This is a genomic window from Methanobrevibacter filiformis, from assembly GCF_001639265.1.
Lineage (GTDB): Archaea > Methanobacteriota > Methanobacteria > Methanobacteriales > Methanobacteriaceae > Methanacia > Methanacia filiformis.
Map to the genome: position 1 here is coordinate 39,111 of NZ_LWMT01000098.1, position 22,611 is coordinate 61,721.

Sequence of the window (22,611 nt, forward strand, 5' to 3'; positions counted from 1 at the left end):
TAACATGACCACAATTAATCTACTATCATGGAATGTCAATGGAATTCGAGCAATATCAAAAAAAGGATTCTTAGAATGGATGGATGAAGAACCTGGAGAAATAGTGTGTATACAAGAAACAAAAGCACAAATCGACCAATTACCTGATAAAATAACAGATATTAAAAAATATAATAGCTATTTTAACTCAGCAGAAAGAAAAGGATACAGTGGAGTAGGAACATACAGTAAAATTGAACCTAACTCAGTAGAAAAAGGATTAAATATTAAAAAATTTGATAATGAAGGTAGAGTTTTAAGATGTGATTATGATGACTTTATACTCCTAAATATTTATTATCCAAATGGAGGAATGAGTGAGGAAAGATTACAATACAAACTTGATTTCTATGATGCGTTTTTAGACTACAGTAATCATTTACGAGACCAAGGAAACAATTTAATAATATGTGGTGATTTAAACACTGCCCATAAAGAAATAGATATAGCTCGACCAAAAGAAAATGAACATGTTTCAGGATTCTTAGCAATAGAAAGACAGTGGATTGATAAGTTCCTATCTAATGGTTACATAGACACCTTTAGAATGTTTAATAATGAAAGTGAAAATTATACATGGTGGAGCTATAGAACAAAAGCAAGAAATAGAAATGTAGGTTGGAGACTTGATTATTTCTTTGTTAATGAAGAATTTAAAGATAATGTGAAAAATAGCTATATTTTATCTGATATTATGGGGTCTGATCACTGCCCTATTGGAGTTACTATAAGTTTACCTTAATTTATTTTCAGCATTCTAACCATGCAAAATGATTGTACTAATAAAACAAACATTTCAAACTTTAAAAAAAAGAGTAGTCTTAATATATAAAGTATTACTTTTTTCAATAATAATAATAAAAATAATATTTACTGTATATACTATCAGAAATAATAAAAATAATATAATTTATAATAAGGCTTTTGTCATTTAGCTAAATGACATAGTTTTTAATCAAACTTATTAATAATTTTAAGGAATATTTTTGTCATTTAGCTAAATGACATAATTCTTAATAATATGCTTTATAAATTTAAGAATACTTGAGAGCAAATATAATAATTAAAATGGAAAATAAACATTTAATCAACACATAAAAATAAGCAATTGAAAATGTCATGGACATATATTAAAAGATAGGAGAGTATAATGTGAATAAATATTTTCTACTGAGTTACATCATTTGAATATTTAATGATTCTACATGAGATTTAACTGAGCGGTCTCCAAATGCAACACCAAGTAGAACAACATTGTAATCTATGTAGGGTGAATAATATTTTTTATCCTTAATCTGTGAAATTGCTTTATCTATCAATTTATCTAAAGATTCAGTTAAGCTATATTTAATTTCAATAATGATTATAAGATCTCCTTTTTTAAGAACTGCATCAAGCCTCCCTTTAGAAGTTAAAACTTCACCCTCTATAAAAAACCCCATTAACTTAAACCATGAAAGTAACATACCATGATAAAAAGACTCAATTAAATCTTTTTTTTTAATATTACCATATAATAATGATGGAATACTGCTAATTAAATTGTTAAATGAATTTTGCAAACCATTATTATCTATTTTAATAATTTCATTTAAAATTTTACTGGATAAAGAAATAACATCCTCACTATCCTCATTAGTATAATCTGTAATTATTGAAGTAAATAAAGAATCATTAACTTCTTTGTTTGGAATATCTAAAGTGTATGAAGGAAGCTCACCTACAACAATATCTACTTCTTTAATAGTTAAATAACCAGTTTGCAATAATAATGTGGTGAAATCAAGCTTTTTTAAATGAAAATTAGGAAATTCTCCACGAATAATCTTATTTGAATTAAATAAAACATTTATATTGCTATTATTTCTGATAAAATCTATTAAAAAAGAAGGTGTTCCACTTTCAAACCAATAATTGTTAAACTGACCTTTGAAAAATAAGGATAAAATAGAATAAGGATTGTACACCCTATTTTCACCATCCCATGAATAACCATTATACCATTTTTTAATTAAAGACAACAAGTGAAGGTTAGAAATATTATTATCCTTAGTAAATTTAACTACATATTCTTTAAAATAATATTCTAATTCTTCTTGAGTATAACCACAAATATTAGGACAGGTAAGAGTGATATCAGTCACATTATTAAGACCTGAGAATATAGAAGTCTTAGAGAATTTAGTAACACCAGTCAAAAAAATAAACTGAATAAATTCGTCATTAGACTTTAAAACACCGTAAAAGTTATTTAAGATTTTTCTGTTGGCTTCTGCCAAATCATAATGTGTAATATTATCAATTATAGGTTTATCATACTCATCGATCAAAACCACGACATTTTGATTGTGTTTCTTATGAATTTCTATGATTAGACTTCCAAATCTACTTTTTAAATTAGAACCACAAAGTTTAACTGAGAAATCTCTAGCTATTCTTTCTATTAAATCATTTAAAGAATTTTTTAGCTCATCAGAACTAGTACTATCTACACTCAAATCCAAATGTATTACAGGATATGTTTCATCCCAATCCCATTTGTCATAGATGTATAAATCTTTAAAAAGTTGTTTATTCCCTTTAAAAAGCTCTTTTAACGTACTAACAAAAAGTGATTTACCAAAACGGCGAGGACGTGATAAAAAAAACTTTTTACCAGGTTTATATATCTCATGAATAAATTTTGTTTTATCTACATATATATAATCATTTTCAATTAAGTTAGAAAATGTTCCAATATCCAAAGGTAAATCTTTCATAGTTATCACTTATATTCTATTTAGAGTTTAAAATACCATTTAATTAAATTTAAATGCTTTAAATATTTAGGTTCTGTTAAAAATTTACCTCATTCTCTTTTGAATTATAAAAATTTCATACACCCATCAATGAACTCTTTTTCATTATTTAAATCTTTTTTGGTATGTTTTATCCATAAATATCTCAATAATTTCATTGTTTTATGACAATACCTTCTCTTTCAACATTTACATAAAATAGAAAGTCAAGATTAGAGTTATATTGATTTAAATGTCTCATTTTAATGGAAATTCTCTCACCCATATCCATGAGAATATTAAAAACTTTATTATAAATATCTCTTTTAATCTTAATATCATCATTCTCTTTTTTGTTATAATAAGAATATCTATATCTAATTCCCCGTTATCCTCTCCACGAGCAACAGAGCCAAATAAGATAATCTTCTCAATTTCAGTGTGATTTAAAGGATTAGGAAAATCAATAGCTATTTGTTTACGATTCGTTTTATCACTATTTAATCTATTTTTTATAATATAAATAATTTATTAAATAATATAAATACTATAAAGACAATAAAATTCAGTATTTAAAGGATTTAAAATGAATTTTTATCTTAATTTGACATTATTGAAAATTTATAGCTATGATATTTTACTTGTTTTTCTAATTTATAGTGTTTAACTGAGCATTGGACTAAAAATTGAGACTTGTGAAACTTATGCAAATAAAATATATATTCTTTAATTTATAGAATATTCTTGTTATTGTTTAAATTCCATTCTATTTGCTTTGAAATAATTTGAAATATATCCTACAATAATAAATAAAAAAAGGAATATTGTAATAATAGCTATTACATAATAATCAATTTTAATTCTAAATTTAGTATTATCTTTAATTCTTAGCTCTTTAGCAACAACAGGTTTAGATTTAGCAGCAGCAGTAGATTTTGCACCTGCTGAGTTAATGTTTGATCCTTCTTTTTTAAGTGTTTCACCTTTAGTTTTATCTTCGCCACCATTAATTTTATCTAAATTATTATCTGTTTTACCTTTATCAGTTCCAAAAACTCCCGTAACATTTGTATCATCTCCAGAGCCATTATTACTCTTTCCACTACCACCTATTCCACTAGTACCATTGCCATTAGAGCCACTACCATCCCCAGCAGCACCTATTCCATTATTACCCTTGCCATTATCTTTAAGATATAAATCTTCTTTTTTTATGGTTTTTTTATCATGAAAATTATCCACATAAAAATCAATGTTATTATCTTGATTTGATAATAAATCTAGTTCACTACTATAATTAACAATAGCTTCACCATTAATGGTAGATAAGGATTGTTTGTTTTTCCCATTTAAAATAGAAATTAAATTAACTGAAGGTAAATCAGTTACTACTTTACCATTTTCATCATAAAATCTAATAGCAAACAATCCTCCCTTCATATTTACAAGGTCCACTCGAATTAAATCTGTTTTAAGTTTATGGCAGATGTTTACAAAACCCCAATCATTTGAACCATACCAATTTGATCCTATAGTTATAGTAGCATAATTTGATTCAATTAATTCTACCTCTTTTCCAGAGTTTTTATATAAAACATTTGAAGATATGTCTTTGTGTGTAGTATCAACATATTTAAAACCAAAGCTAATACCCTCATGATTTTCAGTTATAGTATTACTTTTTATAGTTAATCCATTGTTAGTAGTTGAATCTAGTCTTATCCCATAATAATTATTTTTAATTGTGTTGTTTTTTATATTTAAATCCTTTATTGAACTACCCATATGAATACCAGATTCGTTATTATTCATAATTTCATTATTAACAACATCAACCCATACAATATTAGATAATATTATCCCATTTTTATTATTATCTATTTTATTTGAACTAATTACTATATTTTTTATATTTGCTAAATCAATTCCAATGTTATTTTTAGAAATATTATTATTTTTTATATTAATATTATTACTATCTATAGCTATTAATCCCTCAATTGAATTAATTATAGTGTTACCACTGATATTAATATTAGAACTATCTCTAATTGATATACCATAGCTATTAGAAGAGGTTAATTTATTTTTAGATATATTGATATTTTTAGTATTGTTTAAATTAATAGTAGATCCATATTCATTATACAATGAAAAATTAGATATTGTTGTTCCTGAAGCTTTAGATCCATTAATAGAAAATATAGCATTATTGTTGTTTGAATTTTTTATTGATGTTTCAACATTTGTTTTTATGTTTAATTTTTTGTTTATTGATAAAGTCAAATTTTCATATTTTTTCCCATTAAAAGCAATGGTATCTCCAGAAGATGCATTGTCTAAAATACTTTGTATTTGTTCATTAACATTAGTATATTTTGAAGAATCATCTACCTGAATAATTGCTCCTGATGCAACATTAGGTAATAAAAATATCAGAAATATTACTAATACTAATAATTCACATCTCATGAAATCAACCCTTTATTTATCATAAGCACACAATTTAATTTAGATTTATACATAATTAACTATTTACATCCCATATAACTATTAGCTATTTATATTTATTATTGATAATCTATTTATAATTATCTAAAGTGAGTTTAACACCATAAATATCTGTTTAATATACTTCCAAATATTTAGTTTCTTTTTTTCCATTAACATTAAAGACAACTTTATTTTTACCTTTTTTAGTGCCTTTAACTTTCATTTGAAGTGTAATTCCATTTTTAGAAGGTATTTTAATTTTCCACGTTTTAGTGTTCTTATTAAATTTGTTTTTATAATTTACAGAGACTAATTTAACCCCTTTTGGTAGCTGTACTTTTACTTTTAAATATTTAGAACTTATAGTTCCACTATTTTTAATAGTAGAAATAAGGAAAGTGGATTTGTTTTTCTTAATTTGCGGTTTTTTAATTTTATTTGATGAAGATAACTTTACATAATCTTCAACTTTTAAAGATAGTTCATTTGATTTTAAGTTAAATCCATCCCCAGTTAAAGTAGATGCTGTTTTATAAGTACTTGCCTTATTTGTTTTTAAATCTATTTTTAAAATAGCTATTTCTCCTGATTTCAATATAGGAATGCTCCAAAGACCTGTTTTTTTATCAAATTCTCCAATATTAACATTATAGCTATTTATGTTAAAGTTAGGAATCATTTTTGATATATTAATATTTTGAACTTTTTTATCCCCATTATTTTTCACAGTAGTTGTATATTGAACTAAATCACCATTTTTCACATTTAATTTATTAGCTGTTGTTGAAATATCAAGTGATTTTTTAGGTACATCACCATCATTTATGTTAATAGCATCTTTATACTTATAATAAGTATATACTTCATTTCCAGTCGTTTTAAATTCAGATTCTCTAAAATCAATTATTCCAGTTCCATTTACAACATAAACATTAGTGGATTCTTTATTAAGATAAACTTTCACATAGTGAGGTATGATATTTTCAATTAATGATTTGTTATCTGAATTTATATAAGATAATCTGTATAATCCATTGGATATTTGTTTTATTTCAGTCCCCATAAGTCCTGTACTTGTTTTTGCACAAAGGGAAATCAAACTTCTTATTTGTGTACCGAAAAAATTATATCCCATTTTTAAAACTAACCTATCTTCATCTGAAGTATTTACTCTTTGAACTTCAAAATCATTGAAGCCTCTGTTGTTCATTATATAATTATTATTGATTGCAATTGAATCATCAGTTTTATTAGCTCCATAACCCATGTATACTCCATGTTTCTCATTATTTGTCAACATATTACTTGATATATTCATGTTTGGAAAGTTACTATTGATGTATACTCCAGACCCTTTTTCATTATCATTTAGATAATTATAAGTAATTTTAATATTGTTATGAGTAGACTCTTCTCCTCCTTCAAAAATAATTCCATGTTCTTTATTCTTTGAAATATTGTTTTCAGTTATTTCGTTATTAGTAGTGTTTTTCTCAAAAATTATTCCATCTTTATTGTTTGTAATTGTATTTCCAATTATTTTTGTATAATTAGAGTTAACAGCATCAATAGCTATTTTAGAACCAGATATGTTATTTTTTTTAATTAATACATTTTTAGTGTTGTTTAAAAATATTGCAATATTGTCTTCTGATTTTGACATAAAGGTGAATCCAGTTATATTAGTACCACTTCCACCTTCATTTATTGTGAATATTGGCTTATCAGAGTTACTTGGACAAGATGAAAGTGTTGTTCCAACATCACTGATAATATTTAAAGCTTTATTTATTGTAAGATAAATATGTCCATAAGATAACCCTTTAAAAATTAAAGTGTCTCCATTTATAGCAGAATCAATAATACTTTGTATAGTGTTTATATTATCAGGCATCCCCGTATCATCAAAATCTATTGTGAGTTCAGTAGCCACTACATTTGATAAAGATAATAATAAACATAAAACAATACTAAAACAACACAATATATTAAATTTTGAAAATATTTTAATTCCTCCTATTACAAATTAAATTTGCATTAATCCTTATAATGTTTAATTAATTTGTTTTGTTAATAGTTTAAATTAACTTAAATTAACTTAAAGAGTTATTGAGTCTAATGAATCAATAATATGTTTAAATTAATTTAATTTAGCTTAAATTAATAGTACATAAAAAATAAAAAAAGGAAGTATAATGGTTGTAATTAATTCATATTAGTTTATATACCTTTTACTTTAAGGGTAGTGAATTTTACACCATTTAAGTATACAGCTATTTTATTGGTTCCTTTTTTAGTAATTTTTACAGTAAATTTAATAGTTTTAGTTTTTTTACCGTTGACTATAGCAGATTTTTTGTTAGATGTTTTACTTACAGCTACTGATAAATTACCAGTTTTTGTTTTTGAATAGTTTTTTAATTTAATAGTAATAGTTACTTTTTTACCTTTTTTAATTGTAGCTTTAGAAACTTTAACTGTAGGGACAACAATAGCTTGAACGTTTTTAGTTTTAATTTCTTTAGGTCCAGGAACATTTACAGGAACCTCTTTAATAACTTCTACAGGAACCTCTTTAATAACATTTACAGGAACCTCTTTAATAACTTCTTTAATAACATCTTTAGTAACATTTACAATAGTAGCATTTTCAGGAACATTTATAGGGACTTCTTTAATAACTTCTACAATGACCTCTTTAATAATTTCTACAGGAACCTCTTTAATAACTTCTACAACAGTAGCATTTGAAGGAACCTCTTTAATAACTTCTTTAATAACTTCTACAGGAACCTGTACAGTAACATATATGATTGGTTCAAGAGATGTACCAGGCAAATATGTTTTAACAACATTAAAAGCAGTTCCTATTTCATTACTCCAACCAGAACCTGTTTGCAAATCATAATAATTTTCTTTGTACCCAATACCATTATTAGTTATGTTATTATTAACAGTGATGTTAAGTTTACTACTATTTAAAATAAATTCAGGAATATTTTCTAAAAGAATTCCTATTAAGTAATTATCAGCAATAGTATTATTATCAACAAATATATCATTTACATCAGTAGGTTCACCGTGGTTTTCATCACCAGCTTTTATAATAAGTCCTATTTGGTTATTTGTAATAGTGTTATTTGCAATTATAGTACTATTAGCAGCTTTAACTAAAGCTATTGCTTGGCAAGTCATATTAGTTATAGTGTTTCCAGAAATTACAACATTCTTAACTCCTCCACCATAGAAGATTCCAAATGATGCATTATCTAATATGTTATTTGTAACAGTTATGTTAGCTGCATTTTGGAAGAAAGACATTGCATTTCTACCATTATCTTTGAAAGTAGAGTTACTAATTATAGTATTTAATCCTCCACCTACACCTAAAGCATCTCTAAATCCAATTACACTAACATTATCAATAAATAGTCCATTTACTCCTTGTTTTGCATCAATTCCATATCCAGTACTAATGTTATTTCCAGTTAATGTGAGACTTTTTAAACTTATATCAGTACCACCTCTTACAGTAATAGCAGTACTACCTACTAATGTTAAATTGTATATCTGAATGTTATTATACAATTCTGCTTTGTCACCTGTTTTAATTTCAAATATAGGTGCAGTACCATTAGCATTTAATGTTGCACCATTACCATGAATCTTAACGGTTTTGTTAACTACTAACTTAACATCATTATAAGTTCCATTATTGAATATTATCTCAACATCATCTGCAGCATTATCATAAAGACCTTGAAGACCAGCGATATCTGCACCTGAAGTTACGTTAATTTGTGCTGCAGAAACTGCGGATGTTAATGATCCAATTGCTACGAGTAGAACCATTAAGAATAATATTTTATTTATTCTTTTAATTTAATCAACTCCTCTAATATAAATTTAATAATATAAAAGTTAACAGAAGATATGTGTATAAATTATAAATAATGATTACATAACAATACACATGTAAATCATATATGTGCATATCACTACTGATTTAAATAATAATTTTTTGTAAACAATCTCCCATCATATAATGGTAGAGTTCGTTATGCATATAAATAGTTTTCGATTTGATGGAAAACATTCTATGCTATATCACTATTGCAATGTTAAGAATTTTTAATGTTTTAATTGTGCGTTGATAAAAATCTTTGTATTGCATGATTTACGGTTTGTTTAGATTCCAATATTTATATGGTTGTGTTTTCTTTGCAAAGAATTTATGTAGACTTATCAACATATTGAGTTTTTATAGTAGAAAACCGATTTTTTGGCAATATTAATAAATTCCAAATAGATTATTTTATTCTCTATATTGGGAATAAAGACATATTAACTAAATAAAAAAATATAATTATTGCCAAAAATTTCGTGCTTGGCTATATATTCTGCTGAATCTCCTGCTAAATTTAAAAATAGGACTTGTGAAAAATATTTAAAAGAAATGAGAAAAGATTAAATAATTTTTTCTAATTAAATTAAACTTTAAAAGTAACTTTATTGTTAGAACTTACTACAAGCCCTTTTACTTTTTTAACAATTGGTTCAATTGAATATTTACCCTTTCTATCTGTTTTAAATGTTACTATAACACAAGTTGTATGTTTTTTAGTAATACCTAATTTTTTGATTGTCCAATTTATTGTTTTTGTTTTTTTGTTAAATGTTGCTTTCATTTTTTTATTTTTATACCAGACTTTAGTAACTGTAAGTCCTTTAGTAACCTTGATTGGAATTTTAAAGCTTGATTTATCTGGACCTATATTATATAATATAGTATGTAATTTTACAGTTTTACCTTTACCTTTTTTAATATTATTTTTAAGTTTTATAATAGCTAATTTAGGTACTGTTAATTTATCTTCATCAGTTGATTTTATGTAGTTTGCATTACCAGCAAAAGTAGCTTTAATTTTTAGTGTGCCTGTTTTTTTAACTTTGTATTTATAAATAGCTATGCCTTTTGAATTAGTTTTATTTGTACCAACTAATTTATTGTTAACATAGAAAGAAATAGTTTTAGAAGGAATTGCTTTACCATTTTCATTAGTTAAATTAGCTTTTAGAACAGTTAATTCTCCGTAAACTACATTTTTAACTTTTAAAATAGATAGTTGTGTTTTATTTTGAGATTCCCGCGTATTTAAACTAGATAAAACAACTAATGTACTATCATCAGATTCTCCATAAGAACCATCTTCCTCAAATATAGCTTTTACATTGAAAGAACCATTTATAGTTGGTTTATATTGCAGTCTAGCTATTCCAAACTGATCAGTTTTATTAGTACCAACATATACATTTTCTATCCAAAATTCAACATATTTATTGTAAATAGGAGTACCAGAAACAGTTGTAAGATTAGCTATTAACTCTACAGTCTCTCCAGAGTTATTATCTGAATATCCAACACTTAGATTAGATGAAATATAATTCAGATTTAAAACTAAATATTCATTATCTACAAATGCCTTCATTGTGAAAACATTAGTTCCATTAACATTAAAATCACCAAAGGGCATGTGATAATCTAAATTATATTTACTTGCAGTCATGTTAGCTAATTGAAAAGAACCCTTCTGAGGAGTAATATCATTACTATATCTCGACCATACATTATTAAATGGACATATGACTGTGACATTAAATAGTGCTAATTTCAAACGATCATATGCAGTAGGTAAGTTAGTTGATATGTTATAAGTTAAAGTGTAAGTGGTTAATTTCGTGTAGTATTCAGTTGTATTAACATGATAATTCTTGTCATTAGAACTTAATTGAAGAACAAACCAATATTGGTTATCAAAATTTTCACCAGTATTTTTGATTTGATTTGAAGCTATAGAATTCGCACCCCACCAGTTCAAATTAGCATTAGTATTATTACCACCATTATTTAAATCATATCCTAAAGCAGTATTATTAAATAAACGATTATAGTTAATAATTGTCCCATTAGCAGCATTTGAAATAGTTATACCTTTTAAATTATTGAGAATATTAGAGGATAAAACACTATTATCATTCCCATTAATGTAAATAGCTTCAGTATTATTTGTAAAATTAGATGAGAGAATACTAGAATTACCTAATGTGAAAATTCCCCCACCTAAATTAGTTGCAACATTATTTACAAAATTAGAATTACTTACAGCTAAGTCTCCCTCATTATAAATAGCACCACCATTTCCATCAACAAATCCATTTGCTAAAGTCATATTTATTAAAGTTAGATTACCAGAACTTGTTACTTTGAACAATTGGTTAGTACCCTCACCATCAATAATAACCTTTGTTGAATTATTAGTATTTCCAATTAAAGTGATTGTTTTATTAATTATAATATTAGTATTATTTTTTCCAAAATATGTTCCAGGTTCTAAATAAATAGTATCATAATCATTAATATCTCCTATAGCTCCATTAATTCCTTCAATTGTAGCATCATTAATATATTCAGTTCCTGAAGCATTTACACCTCCAAGTGAAATAGATATTAATGTAATAAGCAATATAAAAATGAATATTTTCTTAATCATCTTAGCCTCCTCAAGTAGTATAAAACTATTATATTGATATAATTATCGTTATGTATAGTAATTACATCATATAAATATTTTCTATTTAATAAATTTATCAACAGATTACTAAATAGTTAATAAATAATTATTTTTCAATTTTAAAACCATTTAATTATTATTTTTACATTAAAATCATTAATATTGATTTAATTATAATTAAATTCAATAAAATCTAATCTTAACAGATAAATCAAGTTTTAAATCGATAAATTTAATCGAATAAAATTCAGTTTTAGATTATAATATGTAATTAATTTCATGTCCATCAATATGTCTAAACTGATTATGATATGCATTACAAATAACATAAACATATAATGAACTAATTGTTTCTAAAAAATGAATTTTCAATATATCAACATTATTTTATTGATTAATTATTAAATACCAAATATTCTAAAAGAGAAGGACCATATATTCCACATATCATAACAATTTTAACAATTTTAGAAAAATATATATTATAAATACTATGATAATATGTATATAGGTACAAATCGAAGTAAAGATGAAAATAATTATCCTATTTATTTTATGATATTTTAGATTTATACCCTCAAAAATAGATTTACACTGATTTACACTAAATTTTATTGATTATATTTTAAATCACTATAGAGTTGATGATAAATGAAAAGAAATATTAAATTACATAGCTTCTTAATAGTACTAGCTATTGTTATAACATTAGTTTCAGTTTCTAGTGTGAGTGCTGCGGCAAATACTCAAATTAATGTTAGTTTTGATAAAAATGTCACATTAGGAACCGATCTTAATGTTACTGCCATAATAAATAGTGAAGGTAAAGCAATAGAAGGAAAAAAAATAGATTTCTCAATTAACGGTGAACATTGTAGTGGACATGAATACTCAGATATAAATGGAACAGTTACATTTAATTATATTGCAGGAAATATAGGTGAGCATACACTTCGTGTTAGTTTTGCAGGAGATACTGAATATAATGCATATTCTACTGAAATTATTAATTTCAATGTTTATAACCCAAATGCTAAAAATGACCAGTTAGCTAGTCCTAATGATGGTATAAATAATATCAAAGAGGATTCAAAACCTGTTCAAAATAATACTCCTTTAAAAGTTAATTCAAATAGTTCTTTAAAAGTTAAAAATAGTCATACTGTGAAAAATGGTAAATTAACCATAACAACTATTTTAGCTAACCTTGGACCTGCTAAAAAAACATTTAAAATAACTTATAAAATTCCTAAAGGATTAACTTACAAAAAACCAACTGTTAGTAAAGGAATAACAGTTACATACAACAAAAATCCTAGAATAGTTACTTTAAAAGTGAATAATTTAAAAGTAAGTACTAAAAACTCAGCAAAAATCATTTTTACATTAAAAGCTAAAAAAGGAACATATAAAAATCTTAGACCAACTATCATTGGAACTTCAGGATTAGAAGTCAAATCTAACAACAAAATAACAGCAACTGTTAAATAATCTTTAAATAAATAGTTTAAGACATTAATAAACTATTTTTCTTTTATAGATTATTAAATACTTATTTTTAATTTTAAAGACTTTTATTTTATTATTATATTATTTTTAGCATATACAACAACTCAAAAATGTAAATTTCTAAATTTAGTTAAATAAGTCAAATTTGCATTTATATGGTTATAATCATTTATATCGTGAGAATAAATTTTAATATTTAATAAAAATCTATTTTAATTAAACTTAATAGCTATTTAATTAAAATAATCATTTTTTTTTAGAATAATTTTAATTTTTTCAAATTGGAAATCCCAATTTCACATTGTTCTTATTTTTCCCATATTAATTTTACTTTCATCTTGTAGTTTTTCAATGCTATAATTTTTATTTTATCCAATATAACTATTTCACACTGATAAATATTATCAGGCCATTCTTAAGTAATATTTATTAATATTATCCATGTTACTATTAGTTATAGTGGCGATATTAAATTAGTTTTACACTTTAGATCATACTAGTAATAACTTTAGTTAAATTTAAATGTTATAAATTATATATTTTTACTAGATATTCATTGTACTAGTTAACTAATTATTTCTCCACCATTATAACTTTTTAAGGAGAATAATTATATGAAAAAGAAAATGGTGAACGTTTTAATCCTTTAAACGACTATTTATTCTTGGAGTACATGGGTAAGCAAGGAGATGAAGAACAACTCCTATCTTTCCTTAATGCAGTCTTAGCTAAAACGGAATGTGATGTTTTGACTTCTATTGCGATTATTGAAAATACAAAGATTACACCAGACGTTTTAGGAGATAAAAGTTGTATTTTAGATGTTAGAGCAAAAACAGCAGATGGAACTAAAATAGAAATCGAAGTACAATTAGCTAATGAATACAACATGATAAAAAGATTATTGTACTACTGGAGTCGAGAATTCGTTGTTAACTTAAACTCTGGAGACAATTATCAGGAATTACCTAAAGTAATAGCTATTGGCATATTAAACTTCAGTCTACTCACAGTACCAGAATTCCACTCAACATACCACATATGGGAAGACAACAACAAAAAATGCAAACTAACAGATGATCTAGAACTTCATTTCATAGACATGAAAAAATTCAGGAAATTAAAAAATAAAGATATTGAAAATAATCCATTACACAGATGGCTGTCATTTTTAAATGAAAAAGAATCAGATGAAACAATTAAAAAGGTGATAAATATGGATAGTGGAATCAAAAGTGCAGACGAAAAAATGAAAGATCTTCTAAAAGATAAAGAATCATTAATACATTACCAAAAAAGAGAATTCGCAATAACAGAATACAACAACGCATTACTACGCAGAGAAGAAAAAGGAATCGAAATAGGTGAAAAAAGAGGTATTAAAAAAGGAATAGAAGAAGGAATAGAAAAAGGCAGAAGTGAAGAAAAACTAACAATAGCTATTAATTTAAAAAAGCAAGGTTTCACACCTGAAACTATAAGTAAAGCTACAGGAATTCCAATAAATGAGATTGAAGATTTACAATAAAATATTTATTCTTATAGTACATTGTTAAGCAAGGAGATGAAGAACAACTCTTATCTTTCCTTAATGCAGTCTTAGCTAAAACTGAATGCAATGTTTTGACTCCTATTGCGATTATTGAAAATACAAAGATTACACCAGACGTTTTAGGAGATAAAAGTTGTATTTTAGATGTTAGAGCAAAAACAGCAGATGGAACTAAAATAGAAATCGAAGTACAATTAGCTAATGAATACAACATGATAAAAAGATTATTGTACTACTGGAGTCGAGAATTCGTTGTTAACTTAAACTCTGGAGACAATTATCAAGAATTACCTAAAGTAATAGCTATTGGCATATTAAACTTCAGTCTACTCACAGTACCAGAATTCCACTCAACATACCACATATGGGAAGACAACAACAAAAAATGCAAACTAACAGATGATCTAGAACTTCATTTCATAGACATGAAAAAATTCAGGAAATTAAAAAATAAAGATATTGAAAATAATCCATTACACAGATGGCTGTCATTTTTAAATGAAAAAGAATCAGATGAAACAATTAAAAAGGTGATAAATATGGATAGTGGAATCAAAAGTGCAGACGAAAAAATGAAAGATCTTCTAAAAGATAAAGAATCATTAATACATTACCAAAAAAGAGAATTCGCAATAACAGAATACAACAACGCATTACTACGCAGAGAAGAAAAAGGAATCGAAATAGGTGAAAAAAGAGGTATTGAAAAAGGAATAGAAAAAGGCAGAAGTGAAGAAAAACTAACAATAGCTATTAATTTAAAAAAGCAAGGTTTCACACCTGAAACTATAAGTAAAGCTACAGGAATTCCAATAAATGAGATTGAAGATTTATAACACTTCATTATAATACATTAATTATAATACATTATTATTAATTATATAAGAAATCATATTCTTATTTTCTTATTTTTTAAGAATTTGGCACACTTTGAGCTTTTAACAGTATTTCATGTTAATTTTTCTTTTAAGCTTTATCCTGTGTAACAACTTTAAGTTTATAAATTCAAATTTAATTATAAATAAGTTAAGTTTATATCTACACGATTATAATTAATTATACTGCGATAATAGATGTTAATATTTAATAAAAATCTATTCTAATCAACATTAAGATATATTTTATTAAAACGATTATTTAAAAAATTTAAAAATTTTAATCCTGCGAAGAATAATATTTTTTTATGAAAAATCATTTATCAATGAATCATAAGTAGATAAATATAATACAATTAACAATGACCTAATTTTACTAATCAATTGATTTATTAATATATTTATACTATCAAATTGATAATAAATTATACGAAATAATATATAATACATTTCAATAGGAGAATTAATAAAGACATTAGTAAAAATATTAATACTAATTAATATTATAAAATCATTATTCTTTAGAAGGATTATTTCAAAATAGCTTTGATCAAACTTTTATTTCCTAAAGAAATTTAGAGAAATTTGATTTCTCATTTTTAAAAGTTTGTTTCAAAGATATTAAAAATAGTATAACCTTAGTATTATTTAAATTATACAATACATGTTAAATAGAATTGGATGATTTAATTTGAACTAATAAAAATATGGTGTTGACATGAATAGAGAAGAAAGTATACATAATCTTAATGCAGATGATTGGGAAAAAGCTTGGGTAAATGAACTTGGAGAAGAAAATAAAAAGAAAAAGCATTGGACAAAAAAAACTCCTAAGATACATTTTGAAAAAATAGCTATTAAAGATGAATACCATGACAAACTTATGGAAAAATTGATTTTGAATAAACATGACAGTGTAATTGATTTAGGATGTGGAGAAGGTGCGGTTACCACATTAATAGCTGAAAAGGTTTCTGAAGTTCTTGGAATAGATTCCTCAGAGATGATGCTCGATTTACTTAATCAAAGAATTGAGCATGATAATATTAAAAATATAAAAATACAAAATATGAAGATAGAAGAAGCGAATGTTGATACCGTTGGAAAATTTGACATTGTTTTAGCTTCACGTTCTCTTATGGGAATATACGATATAAAAGATGTTTTAAAAAATATAAATGAAATAGCTAATAAATACGTCTTTTTAGCTGTTTTTGGAAGAAGAAATTGGAGAATTGAAAAGAAATTCTTTAAAGAAATTGGAAAGGAATATCCAGATTTCGCACCTTTTGATTACTTATTTAATTTACTCATCAATTTGGAAGTATATCCCAACATTGAACACTTCGATCTTGTAGGTAACCGAAAATACGATGATATCGATGATGCGCTTAATCGTATGAAATGGAAAAAAGATATTTTAAGTGAAGAAGAAATTAATAAAATCGAACCATTTCTTAAAGAAAATTTACATTTAAATGAAGAAGATGGTAAATTAGAAAACCCTCTTGATAAATCAGACATAGTTCTAATTTGGTGGAAAAAAAATAGTTTTTAGATCCACTCCTCCTCTTCCCCCTCTTTAGAACTTATTTTTAAAAACTAATAAATTAATAAAAATAAAATAGCTATTTAAACAAATCAGTGGGTAAAATGAAAGCAAAAACCATACTTCCATTAATAGGTATTCTACTTATTCTAGGAGTGATTTTTACATATTACAGTGTAGAGAATGTATCTCCAGAGGGTGATATGACTATAAATGATATGGTTGGTAGAACTATTACTGTGCCAAAAGTTACTGAAAAAATAATTGCAACATCTCCTCCAATGACAACATTAGTTTATATATTAGATCCTGATTTAATTGTAGGTTTGAATTATGAATGGACTCCTGAAGAATTAACCCACATTCCTTCAAAATACAAAAATATAACCGTTGTTGGAGGATGGTATGGTAGGCAAGATGGAGACTATGAAGAAATGCTTAAAGTGAATCCAGACATCATAATTGAAACAGGAATGGGAGATGTTGATAAAAGCGATGTTGACTTAAGACAAGAACAATTTGGAAAAATACCTGTTGTAGGTGTTTTAGATACATCAAATCTGACAGAAATAGACTCATCAATTGAATTTATGGGAAAATTACTTAAAAAGGAAGATAAAGCTAATAAATTAATAGAATTCAAGAAAAAATACTATGATAAAGTAGAAGATGTTACATCATCAATTCCAGATTCAGATAAACGAAAAGTTTATTATGCTGAAGGACCTGATGGACTTAAAACTGATCCTTCTGGAACATACCATAGCCAACTTATTGATATTTGTGGAGGAATAAATGTAGCAGATATACCAGTCCAAGAAGGAGTTGGAGAAGTTCCTGTTACAATGGAACAAGTGATAAAGTGGAATCCTGATGTAATAATAACTACAGATGCCAATTTTTATAATAATACATATAATAATCCTAACTGGAAAGATGTGAAAGCTATTAAAAACAAGGAAGTTTACCTATCACCATCATCCCCATTTAACTGGTTTGACCGACCACCTGGTGCAAATTGTATAATTGGAATTCCATGGACTGCAAAAGTGTTGTATCCATATAAATTTAATGATGTTAATCTTAAAGAAATAACAAAAGAGTTTTATTCTGAATTTTATCATTATGAATTAAATGATGAAGAAGTGAAGAACATTCTTAAAAATAGTGGACTTAAAGACTTTTAAAACATACTAAAATCTCCATATGCCTCCTAGGGCACAATATTACAAAAATTTTGAGAATGAATTGAAAAATAATAATTTAGTAATAATAGTTAAAGGTAAAACATGACAAATATAGAATTTAAAACTATTGGAATAATAGAAACCCCTTTTAATGAAATAGAGGGAATGCCCATACAACCAAATGGAGCTAATGGAGTCAAAGGAAAAATTTATTTAAATAAAGAATTTAAAGAAGGTTTAAAAGACATTGAAAGCTTTTCACACTTAACTTTAACATATTTTTTACATGAAATTAAAGATTACTCACTTCTAGTTAAACCTTTTTTAGATGACAATACCCATGGCATTTTTGCAACAAGATCTCCGAAAAGACCAAATCCCATTGGAATCTCAGTAGTACGGTTAAATTCAGTTAAAGACAATGTTTTAATTATTTCTAATGTAGATATGTTGAATAAAACACCTCTACTTGATATTAAACCTTATGTTCCCCAATTATATGAAGAAACCTGTGAAAATTTAAAAATTGGTTGGTTCGAAAAAAAACATAAAAATGCAAAACATAAAAAATCAGATGATAGATTTAAAAATTAAGATTCCTACACTAAATTTATAGATTAATGATTGATTAATTTAATAGTACATATTAATAGCTATTATTTAACTAATCAATCTATATCCTCTTTAAAAAATCATGTAATCCCTATGGTAATGGATTATGTACATTCCATTAGCACCCATGATTTATGATCTAATCAGATTCTAAAGTTGAAATATCTCCTAAGTCTTCACCTTCTTCTTGAGCTTTAAGAACACGACGCATAATTTTACCACTTTTTGTTTTTGGGAGTTTATCTACTTGAACCATTTCACCTAAAACTGCTACAGGTCCAAGTGCATGTCTAACATGACGTTTTAGTTCTTCTCGAAGTAGGAATCTGTTTCCTTCTTTAAATGGCATGTCTAAGTTATAGCCTTCATTAAGTATTAGAAATGCTTTAATAAGTTGTCCCTTAACAGGATCTTCTTTTCCAATAACAGCAGTTTCATTTACTGCAGGATGACTATTGAATGCAGATTCCACTTCAGTTGCACCAATTCTATGACCTGCTATTTTTAATACATCATCAGAACGACCTTGTATCCAAATATATCCATCTTCATCTATTTCAGCCATATCTCCTGCTCTATAAATACCTCCAGGGAATTCTTCCCAATAGACATTTATAAAACGCTCATCATCATTGTGAAGACCTCTAAACATTGCAGGCCATGGTTTTGTAATAGCTAAATATCCTTTTTTATTTGGAGGTAATTCTTTCCCTTCTTCATCAACAATAGCTATTTGAACACCAGGTAATGGTTTTGTAGCAGATCCAGGTTTCAAGTCAGCAATAGGAATAGGTGATATCATGTGCATTCCAGTTTCAGTTTGCCACCATGTGTCCATAATAGGAGTTTTTCCCTTTCCAATCTCCTCATACATCCATTTCCATGCTTCAAAGTTTATTGCTTCCCCTACACTTCCAAGAATCTTTAATGAATCCAAATTATATAATTTAGAGTATTTTTTACCAAACCTCATTAAATGTCGAATAGCTGTTGGAGCAGTGTAAAACTTAGTTACACCATATTTTTCAATGATTTTCCACCAAATACCAGGATCCGGAAAGTCTGGAGCACCTTCATAGATTAAAGTTGTTGTGCCAAGAAGCAATGGAGCATAAACTGTGTAACTATGACCAGTTATCCATCCAGCATCTCCTGTTGACCACCACAAGTCATCATCATGAATATCAAATACATTTTTAAAAGTTGTAGCTATTCCAACCATGTATCCTGCAGTTGTATGAATTACACCTTTAGGTTTTCCTGTACTTCCAGAAGTATATAATATAAATAAGGGATCTTCTGATTCCATTACTTCACAATCACAACTATCAGTTTCACCTTCAATAAGACGATCATAGAAAATTTCATTACCCCTTAAATCTGCTACATCATTATAACGACCAGTATGATTTACAAGAACAACAGTTTGAACTGTAGGACATTGTAACATTGCTTCGTCAATAACAGATTTAAGATTTATAATTTTACCTCTCCTATATGTCCCATCTGCAGTTATAATTATCTTAGATTTTATATCATTGACTCTTTCAACTACAGCCACAGAACTAAGTCCTGAAAAGATTGTACTATGAACTGCTCCTATTTTAGTACATGCAATCATTGAAATTATCAATTCTGGACACATTGGAAGATACATTGAAACACTGTCTCCCTTTTTAATCCCCAAATTCAATAATGCATTTGCAACTTTATTAACTTCACGATATAGCTCATAATATGTGAGTTTAACCTCCTTTCCCCTTTCATTAATATATAAAATAGCTATTTTATTTCTTTTACCTGTTTCTATCCATCGATCCACAGCATTATATGCTAGATTGATTTGACCGCCATCAAACCATTTGTAATAAGGTTTGTTAGACTCATCAAGAATACTATCCCACTTTTTAAACCAATCAAATTGTTCTGCTTCCTGAGCCCAATATTTTTCAATATCTTTCCCTTTTTCTATTTCTAAATCCCAATCTTTTATATCTGATCTTTGTTTAACTTCATCATTCGGATGGAATAATCTTTGATTATTTGAATTAATATTAACCATAAAATATCAAACTCCCTATTTATATAACAATTGATAATTATAATTTTAATACCATATAAATTTTATGATGATTAGTCATGATAAATAGAAAATATCAAAAGAACTGTTAGAATAACAATAAATTAAAAATATACCTATAAAAAGAATTAATTTTAAGTTTAATAATGTTTACTCAAAAATTAAGGGAAGAATAAACCCCATGTTTCTTATAAGAGCCAATATTCCAGCTAACAACACCACCAAACCTATTACGAGTATTGGAAGCATCAACAACCACCCATTTACGATTAACAAGAACTTGTACCCAAACATGCCCTATAGTACGACCACTTACAATAAATTTACAAGTTCCATGAACATATCTTGCAGAAATACCACTTGCTCTTGATAAAGCAATAATAACATGGGATTGATCAACACAATTACCTTTTTTTAGACGAATAGATTTTAATGCACCATATCTAGTATTATAATAACCTTCATACTCAACATTATTAATAACCCACTCATAAATAGCTTTTGCTTTTTGTAATTTAGATTTTGAACCTTTAGTTATTTTTTTAGCAAGTTTTTTTATATTAGGATTCTTTGATTGAGCATTAGGTGAAGATATCAAATAAGACTTAGAGGTTCCAGATTTATAAGGACTAAATAATGAAATAGTATACCCATTATTATTAATTGGACTTGTTTTCTTAATTGAAACCAACATATATTTAGGTAAACCTGTTTCACCTTTAGATCTAGATAAATACTTAGATAAATAAAAAACTACACTTTGGTATTGCATCTTTTTACCATTTACATAAACATATTTAGGACTACTATGATGTTTTTTAGAGTAGTTTATTATATATTTTGAAATTTTATACCATTTATAGCTACTAACATTTTTTTTAACATCATGATCTTTAGGATCACTTGGTCTTTTAATATTATAATTAACAGTGATGTTTGAAGTATTATTATGATATCTTTTATAAATAGAACCTGAAGCTAAATACAAAAATTGAGGCAATGAATAGTTATATCCCTCAATTTCAACAGAATTTGGTAATTTCTTATCATAATTTGCAGTTAAGTAAACTGTCTTAGCAGCACGTTTAATAGCCTTCTGAGATACTTGCACAGGCTTATGTGTTTTATTATCATCCGATAATGATGCATCATTTGTGTTAGCTGCATCAGCAAAATCAATTAAAGCAAAACAAGCAACAAGAATTAATAACATTAATATAAACGAAGTATAACTCCTAATTTCTTTTTTATTAAATAAAAAACTCATTTAATCACAACAAACGAAAAATATTTTCCAACTAACACAATATAGCTATCCATGTTAATATAATTAATTTATATGTACCTAATATATCTAATATATAGT

Annotated in this window: 14 protein-coding genes and 1 pseudogene; 7 read left to right on the forward strand and 8 right to left on the reverse strand. The window is 26.1% G+C overall.

Annotated features, from left to right (window positions below; genetic code table 11):
* The first annotated feature begins 4 nt into the window (after nucleotides 1-4).
* Nucleotides 5-781, forward strand: coding sequence for an exodeoxyribonuclease III (gene xth / locus MBFIL_RS03505; protein ID WP_066971546.1), 777 nt, complete (start codon nucleotides 5-7; stop codon nucleotides 779-781).
* 433 nt (nucleotides 782-1,214) lie between these two features.
* Here the strand turns inward: xth and MBFIL_RS03510 are convergent, their stop codons facing one another.
* From MBFIL_RS03510 to MBFIL_RS03530, 6 genes are all read right to left on the reverse strand, one after another.
* Nucleotides 1,215-2,798, reverse strand: a complete 1,584-nt coding sequence (locus MBFIL_RS03510; RefSeq protein ID WP_066971548.1) for an ATP-binding protein — start codon at nucleotides 2,796-2,798, stop codon at nucleotides 1,215-1,217.
* A 276-nt stretch (nucleotides 2,799-3,074) separates the two neighbouring features.
* Nucleotides 3,075-3,344: a nucleotidyltransferase domain-containing protein gene (locus tag MBFIL_RS11225; protein WP_084266283.1), complete on the reverse strand. Its 270-nt coding sequence runs from the start codon at nucleotides 3,342-3,344 to the stop codon at nucleotides 3,075-3,077.
* Between the two features lie 219 nt (nucleotides 3,345-3,563).
* On the reverse strand, nucleotides 3,564-5,288 hold the full coding sequence (locus tag MBFIL_RS03515; protein ID WP_066971550.1) for a right-handed parallel beta-helix repeat-containing protein: 1,725 nt from the start codon (nucleotides 5,286-5,288) through the stop codon (nucleotides 3,564-3,566).
* Between the two features lie 154 nt (nucleotides 5,289-5,442).
* Nucleotides 5,443-7,242, reverse strand: coding sequence for a right-handed parallel beta-helix repeat-containing protein (locus MBFIL_RS03520; RefSeq protein ID WP_157078633.1), 1,800 nt, complete (start codon nucleotides 7,240-7,242; stop codon nucleotides 5,443-5,445).
* Nucleotides 7,243-7,529: 287 nt separating this feature from the next.
* Nucleotides 7,530-9,161: a right-handed parallel beta-helix repeat-containing protein gene (locus tag MBFIL_RS03525; protein ID WP_066971554.1), complete on the reverse strand. Its 1,632-nt coding sequence runs from the start codon at nucleotides 9,159-9,161 to the stop codon at nucleotides 7,530-7,532.
* A gap of 638 nt (nucleotides 9,162-9,799) precedes the next feature.
* Nucleotides 9,800-11,860, reverse strand: coding sequence for an Ig-like domain-containing protein (locus tag MBFIL_RS03530; protein WP_066971556.1), 2,061 nt, complete (start codon nucleotides 11,858-11,860; stop codon nucleotides 9,800-9,802).
* Between the two features lie 672 nt (nucleotides 11,861-12,532).
* Between MBFIL_RS03530 and MBFIL_RS03535 the strand changes: the two genes are divergently transcribed.
* From MBFIL_RS03535 to tsaA, 6 genes and pseudogenes are all read left to right on the forward strand, one after another.
* A complete protein-coding gene (locus MBFIL_RS03535; protein WP_066971557.1) occupies nucleotides 12,533-13,372 on the forward strand; it encodes an Ig-like domain-containing protein in 840 nt (279 codons plus the stop codon).
* Between the two features lie 673 nt (nucleotides 13,373-14,045).
* Nucleotides 14,046-14,918 (forward strand): annotated as a pseudogene (locus MBFIL_RS03540) (Rpn family recombination-promoting nuclease/putative transposase); the annotation flags it as partial.
* A 20-nt stretch (nucleotides 14,919-14,938) separates the two neighbouring features.
* A complete protein-coding gene (locus tag MBFIL_RS03545; RefSeq protein WP_066971564.1) occupies nucleotides 14,939-15,778 on the forward strand; it encodes an Rpn family recombination-promoting nuclease/putative transposase in 840 nt (279 codons plus the stop codon).
* A 757-nt stretch (nucleotides 15,779-16,535) separates the two neighbouring features.
* Nucleotides 16,536-17,375, forward strand: coding sequence for a class I SAM-dependent methyltransferase (locus tag MBFIL_RS03550; RefSeq protein WP_066971565.1), 840 nt, complete (start codon nucleotides 16,536-16,538; stop codon nucleotides 17,373-17,375).
* 95 nt (nucleotides 17,376-17,470) lie between these two features.
* Nucleotides 17,471-18,553, forward strand: a complete 1,083-nt coding sequence (locus tag MBFIL_RS03555) for an iron ABC transporter substrate-binding protein (RefSeq protein WP_066971567.1) — start codon at nucleotides 17,471-17,473, stop codon at nucleotides 18,551-18,553.
* A gap of 102 nt (nucleotides 18,554-18,655) precedes the next feature.
* Entirely contained in the window at nucleotides 18,656-19,147 is a 492-nt protein-coding gene (tsaA, locus tag MBFIL_RS03560; RefSeq protein ID WP_066971569.1) for a tRNA (N6-threonylcarbamoyladenosine(37)-N6)-methyltransferase TrmO, read from the forward strand.
* Between the two features lie 157 nt (nucleotides 19,148-19,304).
* Here the strand turns inward: tsaA and acs are convergent, their stop codons facing one another.
* Entirely contained in the window at nucleotides 19,305-21,227 is a 1,923-nt protein-coding gene (gene acs / locus MBFIL_RS03565; RefSeq protein ID WP_066971571.1) for an acetate--CoA ligase, read from the reverse strand.
* Nucleotides 21,228-21,399: 172 nt separating this feature from the next.
* Nucleotides 21,400-22,512, reverse strand: coding sequence for a transglutaminase-like domain-containing protein (locus tag MBFIL_RS03570; protein WP_084266284.1), 1,113 nt, complete (start codon nucleotides 22,510-22,512; stop codon nucleotides 21,400-21,402).
* Nucleotides 22,513-22,611 lie beyond the last annotated feature (99 nt).